At 71.2% G+C, this 20,053-nt stretch carries 22 protein-coding genes and 1 tRNA gene; 11 read left to right on the top strand and 12 right to left on the bottom strand.

Annotated elements, in window-relative coordinates:
- Positions 1–5: 5 nt before the first annotated feature.
- Both ACZ7L5_RS12060 and ACZ7L5_RS12055 read right to left on the bottom strand, forming a co-directional pair.
- Complete coding sequence (locus ACZ7L5_RS12060) at positions 6–815, bottom strand: SAM-dependent methyltransferase (protein WP_471516511.1); 810 nt, start codon at positions 813–815, stop codon at positions 6–8.
- A 168-nt stretch (positions 816–983) separates the two neighbouring features.
- Positions 984–1,850, bottom strand: a complete 867-nt coding sequence (locus tag ACZ7L5_RS12055) for a hypothetical protein (protein ID WP_471516510.1) — start codon at positions 1,848–1,850, stop codon at positions 984–986.
- A gap of 193 nt (positions 1,851–2,043) precedes the next feature.
- Between ACZ7L5_RS12055 and ACZ7L5_RS12050 the strand changes: the two genes are divergently transcribed.
- From ACZ7L5_RS12050 to ACZ7L5_RS12020, 7 genes are read left to right on the top strand one after another with little or no spacing between them, the layout of a single operon-like run.
- The gene (locus ACZ7L5_RS12050) at positions 2,044–2,685 is read left to right on the top strand and encodes a helix-turn-helix domain-containing protein (RefSeq protein WP_328877876.1); all 642 of its coding nucleotides are present in this window, start codon (positions 2,044–2,046) and stop codon (positions 2,683–2,685) included.
- Positions 2,686–2,737: 52 nt separating this feature from the next.
- Positions 2,738–4,102 (top strand): M24 family metallopeptidase, encoded by a 1,365-nt coding sequence (locus tag ACZ7L5_RS12045; protein ID WP_471516509.1) that lies wholly within the window; start codon positions 2,738–2,740, stop codon positions 4,100–4,102.
- Positions 4,102–5,079: a thiamine pyrophosphate-dependent dehydrogenase E1 component subunit alpha gene (locus ACZ7L5_RS12040; RefSeq protein ID WP_471516508.1), complete on the top strand. Its 978-nt coding sequence runs from the start codon at positions 4,102–4,104 to the stop codon at positions 5,077–5,079. Before ACZ7L5_RS12045 ends, ACZ7L5_RS12040 begins: the two co-directional genes overlap by 1 nt.
- Entirely contained in the window at positions 5,067–6,047 is a 981-nt protein-coding gene (locus ACZ7L5_RS12035; RefSeq protein WP_471516507.1) for an alpha-ketoacid dehydrogenase subunit beta, read from the top strand. The genes ACZ7L5_RS12040 and ACZ7L5_RS12035 overlap by 13 nt, the downstream gene beginning before the upstream one ends.
- Positions 6,048–6,083: 36 nt before the next feature.
- On the top strand, positions 6,084–7,436 hold the full coding sequence (locus ACZ7L5_RS12030; protein WP_471516506.1) for an amidohydrolase family protein: 1,353 nt from the start codon (positions 6,084–6,086) through the stop codon (positions 7,434–7,436).
- Positions 7,433–8,308, top strand: coding sequence for a cupin domain-containing protein (locus ACZ7L5_RS12025; protein ID WP_471516505.1), 876 nt, complete (start codon positions 7,433–7,435; stop codon positions 8,306–8,308). The genes ACZ7L5_RS12030 and ACZ7L5_RS12025 overlap by 4 nt, the downstream gene beginning before the upstream one ends.
- The gene (locus tag ACZ7L5_RS12020; protein ID WP_471516504.1) at positions 8,305–8,997 is read left to right on the top strand and encodes an SDR family oxidoreductase; all 693 of its coding nucleotides are present in this window, start codon (positions 8,305–8,307) and stop codon (positions 8,995–8,997) included. The genes ACZ7L5_RS12025 and ACZ7L5_RS12020 overlap by 4 nt, the downstream gene beginning before the upstream one ends.
- A gap of 39 nt (positions 8,998–9,036) precedes the next feature.
- Here ACZ7L5_RS12020 and ACZ7L5_RS12015 read toward each other — a convergent pair whose 3' ends face one another.
- The 5 genes from ACZ7L5_RS12015 to ACZ7L5_RS11995 form a co-directional block, all read right to left on the bottom strand.
- The gene (locus ACZ7L5_RS12015; RefSeq protein WP_471516503.1) at positions 9,037–9,867 is read right to left on the bottom strand and encodes an SAM-dependent methyltransferase; all 831 of its coding nucleotides are present in this window, start codon (positions 9,865–9,867) and stop codon (positions 9,037–9,039) included.
- Between the two features lie 47 nt (positions 9,868–9,914).
- Positions 9,915–10,562 (bottom strand): HhH-GDP family DNA glycosylase, encoded by a 648-nt coding sequence (locus ACZ7L5_RS12010; protein ID WP_471516502.1) that lies wholly within the window; start codon positions 10,560–10,562, stop codon positions 9,915–9,917.
- The gene (locus ACZ7L5_RS12005; protein WP_328877867.1) at positions 10,559–10,891 is read right to left on the bottom strand and encodes a DUF3140 domain-containing protein; all 333 of its coding nucleotides are present in this window, start codon (positions 10,889–10,891) and stop codon (positions 10,559–10,561) included. Before ACZ7L5_RS12005 ends, ACZ7L5_RS12010 begins: the two co-directional genes overlap by 4 nt.
- Positions 10,892–10,944: 53 nt before the next feature.
- Entirely contained in the window at positions 10,945–11,427 is a 483-nt protein-coding gene (locus ACZ7L5_RS12000) for a Dps family protein (RefSeq protein WP_471516501.1), read from the bottom strand.
- Positions 11,428–11,552: 125 nt separating this feature from the next.
- The gene (locus tag ACZ7L5_RS11995) at positions 11,553–12,371 is read right to left on the bottom strand and encodes an alpha/beta fold hydrolase (RefSeq protein ID WP_471516500.1); all 819 of its coding nucleotides are present in this window, start codon (positions 12,369–12,371) and stop codon (positions 11,553–11,555) included.
- Positions 12,372–12,502: 131 nt separating this feature from the next.
- On the opposite strand from ACZ7L5_RS11995, the gene ACZ7L5_RS11990 reads away from it, so the two are divergent.
- On the top strand, positions 12,503–13,690 hold the full coding sequence (locus ACZ7L5_RS11990) for a thiolase family protein (RefSeq protein WP_471516499.1): 1,188 nt from the start codon (positions 12,503–12,505) through the stop codon (positions 13,688–13,690).
- A gap of 66 nt (positions 13,691–13,756) precedes the next feature.
- On the top strand, positions 13,757–14,530 hold the full coding sequence (locus tag ACZ7L5_RS11985; protein ID WP_471516498.1) for a sulfite exporter TauE/SafE family protein: 774 nt from the start codon (positions 13,757–13,759) through the stop codon (positions 14,528–14,530).
- Here the strand turns inward: ACZ7L5_RS11985 and ACZ7L5_RS11980 are convergent.
- Together ACZ7L5_RS11980 and ACZ7L5_RS11975 are read right to left on the bottom strand one after the other, a co-directional pair.
- Positions 14,516–15,370, bottom strand: coding sequence for an HAD-IIA family hydrolase (locus ACZ7L5_RS11980; RefSeq protein WP_471516497.1), 855 nt, complete (start codon positions 15,368–15,370; stop codon positions 14,516–14,518). The genes ACZ7L5_RS11985 and ACZ7L5_RS11980 overlap by 15 nt on opposite strands.
- A gap of 35 nt (positions 15,371–15,405) precedes the next feature.
- Complete coding sequence (locus ACZ7L5_RS11975) at positions 15,406–16,881, bottom strand: hypothetical protein (protein WP_471516496.1); 1,476 nt, start codon at positions 16,879–16,881, stop codon at positions 15,406–15,408.
- 178 nt (positions 16,882–17,059) lie between these two features.
- On the opposite strand from ACZ7L5_RS11975, the gene ACZ7L5_RS11970 reads away from it, so the two are divergent.
- Positions 17,060–17,806, top strand: a complete 747-nt coding sequence (locus tag ACZ7L5_RS11970; protein ID WP_471516495.1) for a cobalt-precorrin-6A reductase — start codon at positions 17,060–17,062, stop codon at positions 17,804–17,806.
- Here the strand turns inward: ACZ7L5_RS11970 and ACZ7L5_RS11965 are convergent.
- The 3 genes from ACZ7L5_RS11965 to ACZ7L5_RS11955 all read right to left on the bottom strand — a co-directional run bounded on the left by ACZ7L5_RS11965 (position 17,796) and on the right by ACZ7L5_RS11955 (position 19,740).
- Positions 17,796–18,257, bottom strand: a complete 462-nt coding sequence (locus tag ACZ7L5_RS11965) for a hypothetical protein (protein WP_471516494.1) — start codon at positions 18,255–18,257, stop codon at positions 17,796–17,798. The two genes, ACZ7L5_RS11970 and ACZ7L5_RS11965, sit on opposite strands and share 11 nt — an antisense overlap.
- 104 nt (positions 18,258–18,361) lie before the next feature.
- The gene (cobF, locus tag ACZ7L5_RS11960) at positions 18,362–19,135 is read right to left on the bottom strand and encodes a precorrin-6A synthase (deacetylating) (protein ID WP_362383216.1); all 774 of its coding nucleotides are present in this window, start codon (positions 19,133–19,135) and stop codon (positions 18,362–18,364) included.
- Between the two features lie 83 nt (positions 19,136–19,218).
- Entirely contained in the window at positions 19,219–19,740 is a 522-nt protein-coding gene (locus tag ACZ7L5_RS11955) for a DUF309 domain-containing protein (protein WP_471516493.1), read from the bottom strand.
- 112 nt (positions 19,741–19,852) lie between these two features.
- Between ACZ7L5_RS11955 and ACZ7L5_RS11950 the strand changes: the two genes are divergently transcribed.
- Positions 19,853–19,926: transfer RNA gene (locus ACZ7L5_RS11950), tRNA-Pro, on the top strand.
- The last annotated feature ends 127 nt before the right edge of the window (positions 19,927–20,053 follow it).

Genomic DNA, 20,053 nt, shown 5'->3' with positions numbered 1-20,053 from the left:
GGGCGTCAGGGTTTCACGGCGACCGCGCCGTACTGCGGCACCGCGGCGGGAGCGTCGGGGGCGCGCCACTGCGAGCAGGACACCATGCCCGGCTCCAGCAGCTCCAGCCCTTCGAAGAAGGCGGCGATGTCCGTGCCGCTGCGGGCCGTGATCGGCGGCGTGGCGTTCTCGTTCCAGAACTTCATCGCCGGGATCTGGCCCTCGCCGCCGAGTTCGGAGTCGAACGTCGGGTGCGTCAGGACCAGATGGCTGCCGGAGGGAACCGCGGCCAGGAGGCGCCGTACGATCTCGCGGGCCTTGTCGTAGTCCAGGACGAAGTTGAGGATGCCCAGCATCATCACCGCGACCGGTTTGGTGAAGTCCAGGGTCTGCGAGGCGCGTTCGACGATGGCGTCGGGATCGTGCACATCGGCGTCGATGTAGGCGGTGACGCCCTCGTGGGTGCCGGTCAGCAGCGTGCGGGCGTGCACGAGCACGATCGGGTCGTTGTCGACGTACACGATCCGTGAGTCGGGGGCGACGCGCTGGGCGATCTCGTGGGTGTTGTCCGCCGTCGGCAGTCCTGTTCCGATGTCCAGGAACTGCCGCACGCCCTGCTCCTCGGCCACAAAACGCACTGCCCGGCCGAGGAAGTCGCGGTCCGCGCGGGCGATGTCGCGGATGATCGGGAACATCCCCGCGACCTGCTCGCCGACCTGCTGGTCGACCTCGTAGTTGTCCTTGCCGTCGATCCAGTAGTTCCACACGCGCGCGTTGTGCGCCACACCGGTGTTCAGCCTCGCCGACCCGCCCGGCGGGGTGTGGCCATCACTCACGACTCGTCCTCTCCTCGCACGCACGACCGAAACCGGCCATCGCCGCCATTGTGCCGCTCCGTTGATCACGCTGTCCCGGGAATCGGCAGAGCCGGGAGGGCTGTTGGAGGCGGCGGTTCGGAGTCGGGTCGCGGGAGCGCGGCGGGCGCGAGGGAGGCGCCGGGTGTGTTACTCGATCTCGCTGGGGCTCGCGGCCGGCGACTTCCCGGCCAGGACGTCCTTCAGACGCTGGGTGCCGAGCTTGACCGCCTGCTCCACGGAGTCGTGCTCGTTCCCGTCGAGGCCGCCCGCCGTGACGGTGATCGCGTCGTTGCCGACACGTACGGCGGCGACGTCCAGGGTCAGCGTGGCCTGCTCGCCGCCGGTCGTGCCCTGCACCGTCACGCGCAGGCCCTCACGGGCGTCACCCACATTGGGCAGCGAGGTCTCGATGACCTGGACGGTGCGCTCCTCGCCGTTCTCGGTCATCGTGAACTGGTCGCACTCGTTCGGCAGCTTCGCCATCCAGTTCAAGGAGTCCTGCGGGTCGCTGCGGTCGTAGGACGCGACCTGGTACAGCAGCCGCGAGTCGTCCTGCGTGAAGCCGCGCAGCGCGTTCGCTCCCGACGGCCTGCCCAGCAGGTCGTCGTCGTAGAGCGAGTCCATGAGCCGCTGGCAGTCGGCGGCGTCGGCCTTGGCGGTGAGGAAGTCCGAGACGTCCACCGTTCCGATGAGCAGGCTGTCGTGCCAGTTCTCGGCCTCGGTGTCCTTGACCTGGGTCCAGTCGTCCTCGATGTCCGCCTCGGTGATCAGCGCGGTCTGCGCGCCGGACTCGGTGAGGGCGGCGCCCCCGGTGGGAGAACCCGTCGTGGTGGGCGAGCCGGTCGTGGTGGGGGAGCCGGTCGGCTGCTTCCTGGCGGCGGGGGACGCGGTGACACCGGAGGCCCGCGAGCCGTCTTTGTCGCCGTCGTCCGAGCAGGCGGCGGTGGCCAACAGCGTGCCTGCCGCCAGGGCCGAGGAGAGGACGCGGACGAGTCGGGACGTACGACGGGTCATCGGGGTGCCTCCTGAGAACGTGACGAGTGTCCTCAGCGCACCATCGGAGCCCTCGGCACACCACCGGCACCGGCCCGTTCGAGTGACCGCCCCCGGGAGCGCACCGAGGCCTCCCTTGAGCCATTGCAGTACCGCGCATGCTCCGCGCACTGTTCAATGAGAGCGAACAGTCCTGCCTGAGAGAGGAGCCCTCATGCCCCCCGCCGCCGTCCCGCCGGTAGGCACCCGCATCCGGCAGGCCCGCCTGGCGCGGGGGACGAGCCTGCGGGCGCTCGCCCGGGAGGTCGGGGTGTCGGCGAGCCTGATCTCGCAGATCGAGAACGGCAAGAGCCAGCCGTCGGTCAGCACCCTCTACGCCATCACCACGGCCCTCGGCATCTCCATCGAAGCCCTCTTCGAGGCGGGCGAGGTGACAACTGCCTCCCCGGCGGTGGCAGCCCCCGGCACCGTCCTGCACGCCCTCGCCGCCTTCGCCGCCGACCCCGGCCGCCGGATCGGCCCGCTGGTCACGCCGGACGAGCGGGAGGTGCTGGAACTGGACTCGGGTGTCGTGTGGGAGCGTCTCGGCCATGTTCCCGGCAGCGATGTCGACTTCCTGCTCGTGACGTACCGTCCCGGCGGGGCCTCCTCCAGCTCCGGTGGCCTGATGCGCCACACCGGCACCGAATACGGCTGCCTGACCTCGGGCGAACTGATCCTCACCCTCGGTTTCGACGAGTACACGCTGCGTCCCGGCGACGCCGTCTGCTTCGAGTCGACGACCCCGCACCGCTACCGCAATGATGGGGACGTACCGGCTACGGGCATCTGGTTCGTGTCCAGTGTTGTTCAGTGACACTTGACACTCACCGCGTACAGTCGTTGACTCCCAAGCGGGGGTGGTCGCCATGGCGATCCGCACTTTCGGACCCAATGCCGTTGACTGGGAAGAACGCGTCGACCTCGACCGGCTGCGCAAACAGCGGCTGGCCCGCCTGCGCGAGACCCTGAACCGCTCCGATCTCGGCGCGGTGCTCAGCTTCGACTTCGCCAACATCCGCTACATGACGGCCACGCACATCGGCACCTGGGCGATGGACAAGCTGATCCGCTTCGCCCTGCTGGTGCGCGGCGGCGAGCCGATCGTCTGGGACTTCGGCTCCGCAGCCCGGCACCACCAGCTCTACAACCCGTGGCTCGACTACAGCGACGGCAAGGAAGGCAGCCCGCCCACCGGCGCCCGCGCCGGCATCTCCACACTGCGCGGCGCCTTCCACCCGCACGCCGGGGTCGCAGCGGACGTCGCCGCGAAGATCGCCACCGAGCTGCGCGCCCACGGTCTGGCCGACGAGCCGCTCGGCATCGACGTCGTCGAGATGCCGGTCCTCACCGCCCTGCGCGCCGAGGGCATCGAGGTCGTCGACGGACAGCAGGTCTTCCTGGAGGCCCGCCGCATCAAGACACCGGACGAGATCGCCCTGCTCACCCAGGCCTGCGCGATGGTCGACGCCGCGTACGAGGAGCTGTACGGCTACTTGCGTCCCGGCGTGCGCGAGAACGAGTGCGTCGGGGTGGTGAGCAAGGTGCTGTACGACCTCGGCAGCGAATACGTCGAGGGCGTCAACGCGATCTCCGGCGAGCGCTGCTCACCCCACCCGCACGTCTACAGCGACCGCCTGATCCGTCCCGGCGACCCCGCCTTCTTCGACATCCTGCACAGCCACCTCGGCTACCGCACCTGCTACTACCGCACCTTCGCCGTCGGCAGCGCCTCCCGCGCCCAGCGCGACGCCTATGTGCGCTGCCGTGAGTACATGGACCAGGCCATCGACCTCGTCCGCCCGGGCGCCACCACCGCCGACATCGTGCAGGTCTGGCCGCGCGCCGAGGAGTTCGGCTTCGCCGACGAGACCGCCGCGTTCGCCCTCCAGTACGGCCACGGCGTCGGACTGTCGATCTGGGAGAAGCCGATCTTCAGCCGGCTGGTGTCCCTGGACCACCCCGAGGTCCTCGAGGAGGGCATGGTGTTCGCGCTGGAGACCTACTGGCCCGCCGCCGACGGCTGGTCCGCCGCCCGCATCGAGGAGGAAGTGGTCGTCACCGCCGAGGGCTGCGAGGTCATCACGAAGTTCCCGGCGGAGGAACTGCTGGTGGCGGGCCGCAAGTACTGGACGGTCGGCGGCGAGCTGAACACCCGGCGCGAGTCGCAGTCCCACCTCAACACGTCACGCGACTCCTCTCGCAGCACATCCTTTGACGACGGGGCGCGCTGATGGAACCGGCCGAACTCCTCGCCGCCTACGAGCGGATGACCGTCATCCGCCGCACGGAGAAGGCCGCCCACGACCTGTTCCTGCGGGGCCTGGTCAAGGGCACCACCCACCTCGCCGCCGGGCACGAGGCCATCGCCGTGGGCGCGAGCGCCGCCCTGCGCCCCGACGACTATGTCTTCGCCACCTACCGCGGACACCATCACGCGCTGGCGCGCGGCGCCACTCCCGAGGAGTGCCTCGCCGAACTCATGAGCCGGGCCACGGGGTTGTGCGGGGCCAAGGGCGGCTCCATGCACCTCACCAAGGCGTCCACGGGCATGCTGGGTTCGTACGCCATCGTCGGCTCCCACCTCCCGATGGCGGCCGGCGCCGCCTGGTCGGCCCGGCTGCGCGGCACCGATCAGATCGCGGTCGCCTTCTTCGGCGACGGCGCCACCAACATCGGCGCCTTCCACGAGGCACTCAACCTGGCCGCCGTATGGAATCTGCCGGTGCTGTTCGTCTGCGAGAACAACCTCTACATGGAGTACACGCCGATCGCCGACGTGACGGCGGTGCCCCGGCCCGCCGCCGACCGGGCGCCCGCCTACGGCATCCCGGGCGAGGTGGTGGACGGCAATGACGTCCTCGCGGTCGAGGAGGCGGTGGCCCGGTTCGCGGCTCGGGCCCGGGCAGGAGACGGGCCCGCGCTGCTGGAGGCGCTGACGTACCGCCACTTCGGACACAGCCGCTCCGATCCGGCCACCTACCGCCCGGCCGAGGAGGTCGAACGCTGGCTGAAGCACGACCCGTTGGACCTGGCGCGGGGCCGGCTCGTCGAGATGGGGGTGTCGGAGGCGGTGATCGAGGAGGCGGACGACCGGGCAACCTCCCTCGTCCATAAGGCGGTCGAGGCCGCGAAGGCGGCGCCCGCGCCCGATCCGGACGAGGCGCTCACCGACGTATGGGCGGACGGGGGTGCGGCGTGGCGGACGTGATCAGTTATCGGGAGGCGGTCGCCGAGGGCATCGCGCGGGAGATGCGGCGCGATCCGTCCGTCGTGTGTCTGGGCGAGGACATCGGTGCGGCGGGCGGGGTGTTCAAGACGACCGTCGGACTGTTCGAGGAGTTCGGACCCGAGCGGGTGTGGGACACGCCGATCTCCGAACAGGCCATCGTGGGGGCCGCCATGGGTGCCGCGATGACCGGGATGCGGCCCGTCGCCGAGATCATGTTCTCCGACTTCCTGGCCTGCTGCTGGGACTATCTCGCCAACGAGATCCCCAAGGTGCGGTACATGACGGGCGGCCAGGTCACCGTCCCGCTCGTGGTGCGCACGGCCAACGGCGGCGGGCTCGGCTTCGGCGCGCAGCACTCCCAGGCCACCGAGAACTGGGCGCTCACCGTGCCCGGTCTGAAGATCGCCGCACCGGCGACCCCCGCCGACGTGATCGGCATGACGGCGGCCGCGATCCGCAGCGACGACCCGGTCGTCTTCTTCGAGCACAAGGCGCTGCTCGCCGCCAAGGGCGCGCCCGCACCCCCGGACCACGTCGTCGAGCTGGGCCGCGCCGAAGTCGTCCGCGAGGGCGCCGACGTGACCCTCGTCGCCCTCGCCTCGATGGTGCCGCTCGCGCTGCAGGCCGCCCACCTGCTGTCCGGCGAGGGCATCGAGGCGGAGGTCATCGACCTGCGCTGTCTGGTGCCGCTGGACATGAGCACCGTGCTCGCGTCGCTCGGGCGGACCTCCCGGCTCGTCACCGTCGAGGAGAACCCGTACCAGGGCGGCTGGGGCGCGACGGTCGTCTCCGTCGTCGCGGACGAGGGGTTCGGCCTGCTGGACGCCCCGGTCAGGCGGGTGGCGGGGGAGTGCGTCCCGCTGCCGTTCGCCGACGCGCTGGAGGATCGGGTGATCCCCACCGTCGACAAGGTCGTCACGACCGTGAGGACCCTCACCGCCTATTGAACGTCCCGTCCGAAACACCGCATGGGAGGAAGAGCGATGCCCGATCGGATACTCCTGCGAGCCGGTCACGTGCTGTCGATGGACCCCGCTGTCGGGGACCTCCCCCAGGGGGACGTCCTCATCGAGGACGGAAAGATCACGGCGGTGGAGCCGGACATCAGCGCCGACGCGGACGTGCTCGACATGACCGGCCGTATCGTGATCCCCGGCTTCGTCGACACCCACCGCCACACCTGGGAGGCGTCGATCCGCAATGTCGCCCCCGACGCCACCCTGGACGACTACTTCGTCGACATCCTCGACTCCTTCGCGCCGCTCTACACCCCCGAGGACGTGTACGCGGCCAACCTCGCGGGATCGCTGGAGTGCCTCAACGCCGGCATCACGACCCTCGTCGACTGGTCCCACATCAACAACACACCCGCGCATCCGGACGCCGCGATCCAGGCGCTCAAGGAGACCGGCATCCGCGCGCAGTACGCGTACGGCAGCGCCAACACCTCACTCGCCGACTACTGGTTCGACAGCAAGATCGCGATCCCGGGCGACGACGTACGACGCATCCGCAGCGCCTACTTCTCCTCCGACGACGGTCTGCTGACCATGGGACTGGCCACCCGCGGCCCCGGATTCTGTACGAACGACGTCGTCACCGCCGAGTGGGCCCTCGCCCGCGAGCTGGGCATCCCGATCACCGTGCACGTGGCGATGGGCCGCCTGGCGGGCCGTTTCGGCATGGTCAAGCAACTCCAGGGCCTGGGGCTGCTCGGCCCCGACACCACCTATGTGCACTGCTGCTACTTGAGCGAGGAGGAGTGGCAGCTGGTCGCCGACAGCGGCGGCACGGTGTCGATCGCGCCGCAGGTCGAGGAGCAGATGGGGCACGGCTGGCCGCCCGTGATGAAGGCCATCGAGTACGGACTGCGGCCCTCTCTCAGCATCGACGTCGTCACCACCGTGCCCGGCGACATGTTCACCCAGATCCGCGCGGCCTTCGGTGCCGAGCGCGCCCGTGTCAACGCCGACTGCTGGAAGGCCAACCTGCCGGTCCCCGAAACCATGTTGACGGCACGTCAGGTGCTGGAGACAGCGACACGCAACGGCGCCCACGTCGCGGGCGTCGAGGACCGCGCCGGCTCCCTGACCCCCGGCAAGCGCGCCGACGTCGTCGCGATCGACGCCACCGCGCTGAACGTCGCCCCGGTGCACGACGCGGCTGCCGCGGTGACGCTGTCGGCGGACGTCTCCAACGTCGACACGGTCATCGTCGACGGCGTGATCCACAAGCGTGCCGGCCGGCTCGTGGCCGACGTCGACCGGGCCCGCCGACTGGTCCAGGAGTCCCGCGACCGGCTCCTGGCCGCGAAGGAGGCGAAGAGCGCCGCATGACCCGACACCTGGTGCGCCGGGCCGCCGACGTCCCGGTGCCGCCCTACGACGAACTCGGCTACCGGCGGCGGGAGTTGGTCGGCGAGGGCGACGGCAGCGTGCACACCGGCTTCGGCCTGAGCGAGATACGGCCCGACGGCCGGGTCGGCGCGCATGTGCACTCGTACGAGGAGAGCTTCCATGCGCTCGACGGGGCAGTGATCCTCGACGTCCCCGACGGGTCGTACCTCCTCGAAGAGGGCGACTACGGCGTCCTCCCGACCGGCGTCCCGCACGCCTGGCGCGGCGCCGGGGACACCGCCGGACGCTGGGCCGACATGCTCGCGCCGGTGCCGCGGGCCCGCTACGGCCACGACACCCAGGCGGTGCCCGCGCTGCCGGACCGCGACCCCGTCCGCATCGACGTCCGCGACCCGCGCACCCGGTCCTTCGGCCACTTCGAGCCCGCGCAGATGGACCCCGGCAAGCAGGCCCAGGACCTGCTCGCGGTGTCGGCGAGCATGCGCACCGCCCTGCTCGTGTACAGCGGGATCACCGTGAAGATGATGGTCGACAGCGATCTCGGCGCGGTCGCCTCGACCATGTTCATGGTGCAGTACGCCCCGGACGGGACGGCCGGCACCCACGACCATCCCTTCGAGGAGACGTACCTGTTTCTGGAGGGGGTCGCGCACGCCACCTTCGACGGCGAGCGGTACCGGCTCGGGCCCGGCGACCTCGCGTGGGCGGGCGCCGGTTGTGTGCACGGGTTCGCCAACGCGGGGGCGGGGCCGCTGCGTTGGCTGGAGACGCAGGCGCCGCAGCCGCCGCCGCGGCACTCCTACCGGTTCACGCGGGACTGGGAGTATCTGAGGGAGGCGCTGGGATCATGAGCAGTGTGCTCGTCGTGGGCGGCACCTCCGGGATCGGCCGCGAGTTCGCCCGCTCCCGCGCTGAGCGGGGTGACGAGGTGGCCCTGACCGGCCGCGACGCCCATCGCGCCGACACGGTGGCCAAGGACATCGGCGCTGCTCAGGGCCTCGCCCTGGATCTGTCGCAGCCCCGGGAGATCGCCGCCGCACTGGCCGGCGTCGGGCGCCTGGACCACCTGGTGATCGCGGGCGTCTCCCGGGACGACAACCGGGTCACCGAATACGACATCGACGCCGCCCTGCGTCTCGTCACGCTCAAACTCGTCGGCTACACCGAGGTCGTGCACGCCCTGCGTGCTCGGCTGCACGACGACAGCGCGATCGTGCTGTTCGGCGGACAGGCCAAGGAGCGCCCGTACGTCGGCGCGACGACGGTGGCGACCGTCAACGCCGGCGTCGGCGGGCTGGTGAACACCCTTGCCGTCGAGCTGGCGCCCGTACGGGTCAACGCCGTGCATCCCGGGGTCGTGGGGGACAGCCCGTACTGGCTGGCCAAGCCCGGGGAGGTGCTGGCGGGGCTGCGCGCCAGAACGCCCACGGCGCGGCTCGCCACGATGGCGGACGTCGTGGACGCGGTGGACTTCCTGCTGCGCAACCGGTCGGTCAACGCGGTCGAACTCGCGGTGGACGGAGGGTGGTTGCTCGGGTGAGCGGATTCGAACCGAGGGCTGGGTCGGGGCCTATTGTCGTCAGGGCTTCAGGCCGACCGCGCCGTACAGCGACACGGGGATTTCGTTGGCCCCGAGCTCGCCCGCGCCCGGCCGCCAGTCCGACAGGGAGACGATCCCCGGCTCCAGCAGCTCAAGTCCCTTGAAGAAGCGGCTCATTTCGGCGTGCGAACGCGCCACGAGCGTCACCCCGCTCGCGTTGTAGGCCTCGATGCCCCGGCGGACGTTCTCCGGTTCGAAGTCCGCCGTCATCGCCGACAGCACCAGACAGCTGCCCGGTGCCAGCGCGCCGACCAGCGTGTCCACGAGCCGGTGTGCGCCGTCGTCGTCCGCGATGAAGTGCAGCAGCGCGATCAGGGACAGGGCGACGGGCCGGTCGAGGTCGAGGACGGAGGCGGCCTGTTCGAGAATCCGCTCCGGCTCGCGCGCGTCGGCCTGCACATAGTCGGTCGCACCCTCGGGAGTGCCGCGCAGCAGGGCCTGCGCGTGAGCGAGCACGATCGGGTCGTTGTCGACGTACACCACCCGTGCGTCCGGCACGACGGACTGGGCGATCTGGTGCAGGTTGGGCTCGGTCGGGATCCCGGAGCCGATGTCGAGGAACTGCCGGATGCCCGTCTCCTCGACGACCGCACGGGTGGCCCGCTGCATGAACCGGCGGTTGGCCCGCGCATGCCGCGGAGCATCGCCCTGCATCGCGGTGATCCGGCGCCCGAGCTCCTCGTCGACCGGGTAGTTGTCCTTGCCGCCGAGGAACCAGTCGTACACCCGGGCCGGATGCGGTCTGCTCGTGTCGATACGAGATACGGCCGACTGGGTCCCCGACTCGGTTCCCGACTCGGTCCCCGTCACCAGTCCTCCTGTGCTCGACAACGTGTGCTGCGAGCAGTCTTCCACGATCATGCGGCCCCGCGGAGACTGTCTTCGGCCACCTCCTTGTCGAGCGAGGCTCGCACCAACGCGGCGGCGAGCACGGCCGGTTCGGCGTTCCCGGCCAGGTCGGCCACCCGTTCCGGGTCCTTGGGGAGACCGAGCCGCTCGGCGCCCGAGAGTGCCTTGGCGTCCAGGTAGGGCGCCACTTCCGGCCAGACCCGCTGGGCCTCGCGCAGGAAGATGTCGGCGCCGGCCGGGCCCATGCCGGGGAACTCCCGCAGCAGGCTGCGCAGTTCGGCGACGTCACCGTCCCCCTCCTTGCGCAGCCGCCGCAGGTCGCCGCCCCACCGGTCGTTCAACAGCTCGGCGCCTTCGCCGAGTTGGGTGGCCGTGCGCTCGTCGTAGCGCCGGTAGCCGCCCCGGCCCAGCGCATCGACCCGCTCCTGCCAGTCCGCGCCGGCCATCCGGCGAGGATCGCGCAGCCCCGCCTCATACAGGGCGCGGGCGGTGTCGACGGCCATCGAGCCGCGGATGCGGGCACTGAGCAGGTGTGCGAGAACCAGCAGCCGGTACAGCGGCTGCGGGGTGTTCCGCAGCGGGATGCCGGCCTCCTCGGCGAACGTCTGCCCGTGCGCGCGGACGAGTTCCCGTACGACCCGCTTGTGGTTGCTCATGGCCTCAGCGGGTCGTGTCCGATGGTCATCAACTGATGCCGACGGCGGGTCTGTTCGGGCTCGGGCTCATTCTCGATGTCCGCCTCTTCGGTGACGGTGTCCACGACGTCGTACATGATCTGGACATCGTCGTCCGTGAGGTCCGTGCGCCGTTTCTGGAGGATCGCGAGGACGTGCTGCCCGGTCGGCGTGCCCGCCTGGTCCGGCAGCGGCTCGGTCTCCTCGTCCGCGTCACTGACCCGCAGCCAGGTGGCCAGCTCCTGTGAGGTCATGTTCACGACGCGGTGGAACTCCTGCCACAGCACGTCGAGTTCGAGGGCGTCGGTCACGGTGTGCCCCTTCTTTCCAGGGTTCGTCTGTGTGCGATGGGCGGATCGCGAGGTCACTCGTCGCGTGGCCAGTTCTCGGCGTCGAACATCCAGCGCTGCTTCTCCAGCTCGCTCGTGATGCCGATCAGCAGGTCCTGCGTCACCGGGTCCGGCTCCGCGGTCGCGTCGATTCGGGCGCGCAGCCGCTCTATGGCCGCCGCCAGGGAGTCCACGATGAGCTGGACGACCTCGTTGTCGCGCACCCAGCCCTCCTTGGGGCCGGGCAGTGTGTAGGCCGCGGCGATGGTCTCCGGCCGGCCGTCGGGCGGCAGGCCGAGTGCCGCGGAGCGTTCGGCGACCGTGTCGGCGAACGAGCGGGCCACCGAGACGACCTCGTCGAGCTGCAGATGGATCGACCGGAACCGCGGGCCCACGATGTTCCAGTGCACCTGCTTACCGATCAGCGAGAGTCCCAGAAGATCGATGAGCGTGCCCTGCAGGGCCTCCCCGGCGACCCGGCGAGCCGGTTCGGGAAGCGTGCTCTTGACGACAGTCATACCGAGCTCCTCCATTTCTGGCGTGGTCGTGGCCAGTACGGAGCGGTGCGACGCAGGCGCGACGCTGGTACCGCCCCATGCGGGCGCGGGTGCCCAGGGCGAACCGGTGCAAAACGCGTCGCGTCTCAGCGTGCGAGCACAGCGTCCAGGAAGTGGACCAGGTCCGTGAAGACGTCCGCCCTGTTCGTCTCGTTGAACACCTCGTGCCGGGCTTCCGGATAGATGTGCTCGGCAGGGAGCGCCTCGCCCCCGCGCAACTCCTCGATGCCGACGCGGCTGCCGGCGAGCGGGACCAGCCGGTCGTCGGCGCCGTGCAGCCACAGCAGCGGCAGGCCTCCGATGTCGCCGCCCTTGGACACGGTGTCCAGCATCCGCGCGAACGCGTCCACCGTCGGCCGCTTCATCGGGCCGTGCCAGACCAGCGGATCCGCCACGTACGCCGCGCCCACCCCGGGATCGCGGGAGAGCGCGGCCGGGCTGATGGGCGTGTCGGGGATCTCGTCGAGGGCGAGCAGCCGGCGGGGCAGCTCCCAGTCGCCGATCACGGGCCCGGACAGCACCAGGGCGGCGAGCCCGTCCCCGTGGAGCTGGGCATAGCGGGCCGCGATCAGACCGCCCATGGAGTGCCCGACCATGACGACCGGCACATCCGGATGCGCGGTCCGGGCCAGTGCGGCGACCGCGTGCACATCGGCCACCACGTCCTCGAAGTCCTCGATCACGACACGCTCACCCGCCGACCTGCCGTGCCCGACGTGATCGGGCCCGAAGACGGCCGCACCGTGCCTGACCAGGACGTCCGCCACCTCGGCGTACCGGCCGACATGCTCGCCGTAGCCGTGGATCACGAGGGCGAGGCAGCGGGGCCGGTCGCGGCCCGGCCACTCGCGTACGACGATCGATCCCCGGCTGCCGTCGAGTACGTGCTCGCGGGCGTCGGCCATGGCTCCTCCGGCTGCATCGGTGGCGGTTTCCAGGGGATCTTCCCAGCGGGCGGCAACCCGGTCTATAGTCCAAAACTAGCGGTGCTAATTAACAGGGTGCCGATCCATACGGCCCGGTCAGGAGTCCTGTCGTGCGTCCCGTCCACTTCGCGGCCGCCCGCCGCACCCCCATCGGAAAACTGCGCGGAGCGCTGTCGTCGGTACGGCCCGACGACCTCGCCGCGACCGTGATCCGGGGCCTCGTCGCCGAGGTGCCCGCACTCGACCCGGCGCGCATCGACGACGTCTACTGGGGCGCCGCCAACCAGGCGGGCGAGGACAACCGCAACGTGGCCCGGATGGCCGCGCTCCTCGCCGGGCTGCCCGAGTCGGTCCCCGGCGCCACGGTCAACCGCCTGTGCGCGTCCGGCCTGGAGGCGGTGACGTCGGCCGCCCGGACCATCGCGGCGGGCGAGGCCGACATCGTGCTCGCCGGCGGCTCCGAGTCGATGAGCCGCGCCCCCTTCGTCCTGCCCCGCCCCGACGAGGCGCTGCCCCACCGCATCGAGACCGTCGACACCCGGCTCGGCTGGCGCCTGGTCAACCCGGCGATGAAGGAGCTGCACGGCCTGCTGTCCATGGGCCAGACGGCCGAGGAGGTCGCCGCGCGGTACGGCATCCCGCGCGAACGGCAGGACGACTTCGCGCTGCGCAGCCACCAACGGGCCGCCGAGGCCCGCAAGAACGGCCACTTCGACGACGAACTCCTGCCGGTCGAGCGCCCGGACGGCGTGCTGGTCGACAGCGACGAGTGCATCCGCGAGGACACGTCGTACGAGAAGCTGGCCCGGCTGAAGCCGGCCTTCCGGCAGGGCGGCACGGTCACCGCGGGCAACGCCTCACCGATGAACGACGGCGCGGCAGCACTGCTCCTCGTCAGCGAGGAAGCCCTCAACGAACTCGGCCTTGAGTCCCTGGGCCGCTATGTCGCCGGCGGTTCGGCGGGCGTCCACCCCGACGTGATGGGCATCGGCCCGGTCCCCGCCACCCGCAAGGTCCTGGCCCGCGCCGACTGGACGATCGGCGACATCCAGGAGGCCGAGTTCAACGAGGCGTTCGCGGCGCAGGCCCTCGCGTGCGTCGACGAGCTCGGCATCGAACCCGAGCTGGTCAACGCGAGCGGCGGCGCGATCGCGCTGGGGCATCCGCTGGGCTGCTCGGGCGCGCGGATCCTCACGACGCTGCTGCACCGGATGCGGCGGACGGGGGCCGAGCGGGGGCTGGCGACCATGTGTGTCGGCGTCGGGCAGGGAAGTGCGGTGCTGGTGGAGAGGCATTAGCAATCTCCCAACTGGCGAGACGGTCCTTACCAGTACCTGTTGTCTGCACATACCATCGGTCTCCGCATGGACACGATGACGCTTTGGCACATAACAGGCTGGGAGTTCGCCGCGCTCGCCTTCGCGGCCCTGCTCGTCGGCTTCTCCAAGACGGCGGTGAGCGGGGCCAACACGGTCAGCCTCGCGATCTTCGCCGCCGTACTCCCCGCCCGCGCCTCCACCGGTGTGCTGCTGCCGATCCTGATCGCCGGGGACGTCCTCGCCGTCCTCACCTACCGACGGCACGCCCACTGGCCCACGCTGTGGCGGCTGTTCCCCGCGGTCGCGGCCGGCGTCGTCTTCGGCACAGTGTTCCTCGTCTGGGCCGACGACGGCCTCGTCCGTACCTCGATCGGCGCGATCCTGCTGATGATGGCGGGCGTGACGGTGTGGCGCCGCCGTACGGCCGAGCAGGAGGCGGAGCCGGACTCGGTCACCAGCCGGGCCGGCCGGGTCAAGGCCCGCTCGTACGGCGTCCTCGGCGGCTTCACCACGATGGTCGCCAACGCGGGCGGCCCGGTGATGTCGATGTACCTCCTGTCGGCCGGCTTCCGCAAGCTCGGCTTCCTGGGGACGTCCGCCTTCTTCTTCCTGATCGTCAACGTCTCCAAGGTGCCCTTCAGCGCCGGACTCGGCCTGATCGACGGCTCCTCGCTCCTGCTCGACGCGGCGCTGGTGCTCTTCGTCGTGCCGGGTGCGTTCCTCGGCAAATGGGCGGTGAACCGGATCAACCAGCGGCTGTTCGAGCAACTGGTGATCGCGGCGACGGTCGTCGGCGGCCTCCAGCTACTGCTGCGCTGACCCCCGCAGTTCCCTCAGCAGCGCGGGCAGATCGGCGAAGGAGTCGATCACGTCGTCGGGCGTGCCGCTCGCGGCCCGGTGCGTTTCCGGCAGATACTTCCCCGTCCTGACCAGCACGCCCCGCACCCCGGCCCGCTGCGCGGCCAGCACATCGGACTCCACGTCGTCCCCGACCATCACCGCCTCGCCCGCGCCGACCCCCACATGCGCAAGGGCCGCCTCGAAGAACGCGGCGGACGGCTTCCCCGTGATCTCCGCCTCGACCCGCGCCGCCTTCTCCAGGCCGACCAGGAACGCGCCGGTGTCCAGCTGCAACCCGTCATCGGTACGCCAGTAGAGATTCCGGTGCATGGCCACCAGCCGCGCCCCGCGCTGCAGATGCCCGAAGGCCCGGTTCAGCGCCGCATAGCCGAACTCGGGCCCGGCGCCCCCGACGACCACGACGTCCGGAACGGACCGGTCGTCCGAGCCCGCGCCTTCGCTCCCGTCCTCGTCATCTCCGACGAGAGCGACTCCCTCCAGGTCCTCCCCGATGTCCCCGCTGTTCAGCAGCACACACCGCGCCCCCGGACAGTGCTCCGCCAGATACGCGGCGGTGACGGCGGGCGCGGTCAGGATGTCCTCGGCGGACACCGGGAACCCGGCGTCCGCCAGCGTCCGCGCGATCGACGCCCGGGTCCGCGAGGTCGTGTTCGTGACCAGCGCGACGCCGAGCCCGGCCTCGCGGATCTCCCGCAGCGCCTCGACGGCACCCGGCAGCACCTGCCACGAGACGGTGAGGACCCCGTCGATGTCGATCAGGGCGGCACGCAGGGACTCCACGCCACGTACGGATTCCATGCCAGGACCATAGCCATCGATCCTCCCGGTTCAGGTCAGGGCGCGATCCCGACACCCTCGATCCTGCTCCACGCCCGCTCCTGCGCCGACGTCATGACGGGCCACCGCAGGCCGCCCGGACGCGGCTCGACGCGCGTGGCGTACGGGGCGGGGCGGAACGCCGGGTCGTAGAAGCAGCCGGTGCCGTACGTGCGGTCGAACGCCGCGCACGACGCCGCCACGGACCCGGCCGCCGGCTTCTTGCCGCTGCGCACCCACTTGTCCAGGGCGGCAATGGAGTTGGCGTACTCGGCGTCGCTCAGCTCACTGTGCTCGGCCTCCCGCGTGAACGTCTGCACCAAGTGCCCATCCCGCCGGGCCCCGTGCAGCGTGGCCCGGTAGGCGGCCTCGTGCTCGATGAACGCCGTCGGGTCGTCGATCGCGTGCATCGTCAGCACCGGGATCGAGACCTTGCCCGTGAGATCGCTGTCGTAGGACAGATCGCGTACGGCCGTGGGGTCGGGGGCGAAACGCTCGACACCGGCGTTGAGCGCCTCGTCGTCATGCGAACCGGAGTACCGGACGCCCTGGTTGCCGAACGGGTTCCGGTCCCCGAGGCGGTCGTGCACGATGTCCCGGAACGTGAAGGTCGCGAACCTCAGGTGCGACTCCAGCGTGCGCTCCGGGATCCGGGTCACGGCGAGGATGTCGTCGAGGTTGCGCTGCTGGAGCACGGTGCGCTCCTCGGGCGCCGACGCGTAGCCCGTGCACTCCTGCAGGCGGGCGCGCAGCCCGGCGCTGGTCATGGTCGAGCCGGCGCGCAGGCCCTGCCACAGGGGGTACTGCGGCTCGGTCGGGCGCGGGTGGTTGCCGCAGTAGTACTGGTAGACGACGCGCAGGTCGACGCGGTAGTCGTAGCCGCGCGAGCCCCCGCCGAGGACGCCGTTGGTGAGCAGCGCCCCGTCGTACGCCCCGCGCCGGTTGCCGTACGTCTCCACGACCTTCGCGGCGACGTTCCCGCCCCACGACTGGCCGTGCACGAACGTCCGCCGGGGCTTGCCGAACTCACCGACGAACAGTCGGCGCACGCTCTCCGTGTCCGCGGCGGCCATCCGCGTCCCGTAGCCGCCGCGGCGGTACGACGAACCCGCCCAGGCGTAGCCCTCCTTCACCATCACCGACCAGCGGCCCAGATCGTCGAGACTGCGGCCGGGGTCGGACTCCGCACCGAGGTCGGGGCCGCCGTGTGCGTGCACGACGAGGGAGCCGTTCCAGTCGTTGGGCACGGCTATCGCGTAGTAGGCGCCGTTGGGATCCCGGCCGGTGTAACAGGTGGCCTTGTCGGCGACGGCCGCGGGACAGTCGGCGCGAGCCGGGCCCGCCGTCCCGCCCGTCTCTCCCCGCGCGTTCGACGCGCCGACGAGGAGGCCGGCGGCGAGGGCGCCTGCCAGCAGGGCGGTCAGCGTCGTACGCCGGTGGGAGGTCGATGGGACAGACCTGCGGATCACTGCGTTGGTTCTCGTCCAGTCCAAGACGCTGCTCCTCGTTCCTCGTCGGCGCGTCGTCGAGCCGTGCGCCGCGATGCTAGGGAGCGGCGGGGCGAGGAACCACGGGTCTGATCGTTGTGTTCATAGTGTTCGCGCTGTACGCGCCGTTCGTGGTGCTCAGGGCGCCGGCATCGCAGCGGCCGGCACGACGTACGCTCGCCCCATGTCCCCCCGCCACGTCCTGATCCTCGGCGGCACCACCGAGGCCCGCGAGCTCGCCGCCGCGCTGACGGCGCACCCCGGCGTCCGCGTCACCACCTCGCTCGCGGGGCGCGTGGCACGGCCGGGCGCGGTCGCGGGGGACGTACGCGTCGGGGGCTTCGGCGGCGAGGAGGGGCTGGCCGACTGGCTGCGCGCCGAGCACGTGAGCACCGTCGTCGACGCCACGCACCCGTTCGCCGAGTCGATCACCGCGAACGCGGTCCGCGCCGCCACGGCGACCGGCGTACCGTCGCTGGTCCTGCGCCGGCCCGGCTGGCGCCCCGGCCCCGGGGACCGCTGGCACGAGGTCGCGTCACTGGACGAGGCCGCGGCCCTCCTGCCCGGCCTCGCTCACCGCGTCCTCCTCACCACCGGCCGCCTGGGCCTCGCGGTCTTCGCCCACCTCACGGACCTGCATTTCGTCGTGCGCTCCGTCGACCCGCCCGAGCCACCGATGCCCCCGCACACCGAAGTACTCCTGTCCCGCGGCCCGTTCACGCTCGCCGAAGAGTCGGCCCTCCTGCGCGACCACCGCATCGACACCCTCGTCACGAAGGACAGCGGCGGCACGGCAACCGCGGCCAAACTCACAGCCGCCCGCCAGCTCGCCCTACCCGTCGTGCTCGTACGCCGCCCGCCGCTCCCGGAGGGCGTGGAGACGGTGCCGGATGTGGCGGGGGCTCTGGAGCGGCTCGGCCTCAGCCCCTGACGACGGAGGCGCGGAGACGGTCGATGGCGCGCAGGACCTCGTCGCGGTTCTTCGCGCGCTTGATCCAGGCGGGCAGCCGTCCGATGTAGGTCATCTTCCGCCCGTGCTCGTACCAGGGCGGCCGTTCCCGCAGCGAAGCCGCCACGAACCGCCTCAGCAGATCCAGATGTTCGAGGTTGTAGGCCCACACCACGCCGTGCCTGGTCTCGGTCCGCAGCCACAGATCCGGCCGGTCACATCGCCCGTCGGCACGACACGAGAGCTGAGCCAGGCCGCAGGACCGGCAGACCAGACGGCGCTGAGGGGGCGTCGTGCCGTGAGCGTCGGGTGTCACGATCGACCGACGCTCGTAGTGTGCGATTCCCTCGCAGCGAGGGCAGCGCACCAGGACCGAGCCAGCGAACTGGTACAGCTCGGCGAGAGGGTCGCGGAAACGCGCTGGTGCGGACATACGGCGAGTATCACGGCGGACTCCCGCGCGCCGCATCCGCATTTCGGCGCGGCGGGCTGAGGCCGTTGGCCGGCCGTGGTCCCAGTGGCACGGGGGCGTAACGCCTACTGCCCCTTCGGATTCCGGCGCAACAAGTACGTGTCCATGATCCAACCCTTGCGCTCCCGTGCCTCCGCGCGCAGGCTCTCGATGCGTGGTGCGGTCTCGGCGATCGGGCCCGAGGCGAGGATCTCGTCCGGGGTGCCGATGTAGGCGCCCCAGTAGATGTCGATGTCCTGGTCGGCGTACTGCCGGAAGGTCTGGTGGGCGTCGAGCATCACGACGACGTCGTCCACGCCGTCGGGGAAGCCTTCGGCAAGGCGCCGGCCGGTGGTGATCTGCACGGGGCGGGCGACCCGGTTGAGTCCCGTCCGGTGGCGGGCGACCAGTGCGGAGACGCTGCTGATGCCGGGGACGACGTCGTACTCGAAGGCCACGGCGCCCTTGTCCAGGACCTCCTCCAGGATCCCGAGCGTGCTGTCGTACAGCGCGGGGTCGCCCCACACCAGGAACGCCCCGGTCTCGTCCTCGCCCAGCTCCTCGGCGATCAGCTGCTCGTAGATCCCGGCGCGCGCACTGCGCCAGTCCCCGACGGCGGGGGAGTACGCGGTGCCACCGGCGGACCGGTCCCGCTCGGGGTCCCGGGCCTCGACCACCCGGTACGTCCCCTCCGGTATGTGCGCGTCCAGCATGTCCCGGCGCAACTGCGTGAGGTCCGACTTCACCTCGCCCTTGTCGAGGATGAAGAACACGTCCGTACTCCGCAGCGCCCTGACCGCCTGCAACGTCAGCTGCTCAGGGTCGCCCGCGCCGATACCGATGACATGAATCTTTCGCACACCCCGAGTCTGCCCCACGCCACTGACACCACCGACACCGCGTCCGGGCCGACGGGGGGAGGCCCGCAGACACCGACCGGCCCCTACACCCCGCCCCGCAGCCTCGGCGCCCGCCCCCGCGCGTCCACGGCCTCCCCGCTCTCCTCCACGCCCCGCGCCAGCTCCCGCGCCCACGCGCTCAGCCCCGCGAGATCCACCCCGTACGGCGTCCGCTCCCCGGCTCCGGACGCCCACTCCTCCACGGCCCCGGCGCCCCGCCGCAGCAGCCGCGGCCCGCCCGTCACGTTCCCCCGCGCCGAGTGCGTGAGCCCCACCGCGAGCTGCGCCAGCCCCCGCCACAGCGCCCGCTCTCCCTCCGGCCCCGCCTTCCACGCGTCCTCGAACACCTCATGCGCATGGAACGGCTTCCCCGCGTCCAGCAGCTCCTGCGCCTCGGCGACGGTCTGCTCCGGCGTGCGTACGACGCCCTCGGGCTGGCGGTCGACGCCGTCCGCGTCGTACGGCAGGGGGCGCCCGAGACCGTCCCGGGGCCGTGCGTTACGTGCCCGCCCCTCGCTGTCCCGGTCCCGCGCTTCGGCCTGGTGTCCTGACGATGTGCTGCCCATACACCGATTGTCCATCGCCCGGCCTCTCGCCGGATGCCCCCCTTCGGCGCACTCGTCCCCGTACGGTAAAGTGCTGTCCGCGCGATCACGTGGTTCACCGCGTGAGAGGCACCGGGACGTGGCGCAGCTTGGTAGCGCACTTGACTGGGGGTCAAGGGGTCGCAGGTTCAAATCCTGTCGTCCCGACGGTGCGAAGGGTCTTCGCAGGTGAGAGCCTGTGGGGGCCCTTTCTCGTGTGCCCGGTCGAAGGTCAACGGGACCGGGTGCACGCGCTGTTCGGAACGTAGGCTCGCGCCGAGAGATCTTCCACAGC

This window comes from Streptomyces sp. NPDC107528, from assembly GCF_055639295.1.
The sequence above is the reverse complement of the archived record's forward strand: the minus strand, read 5'-3'. Positions and strand labels throughout refer to the sequence as shown.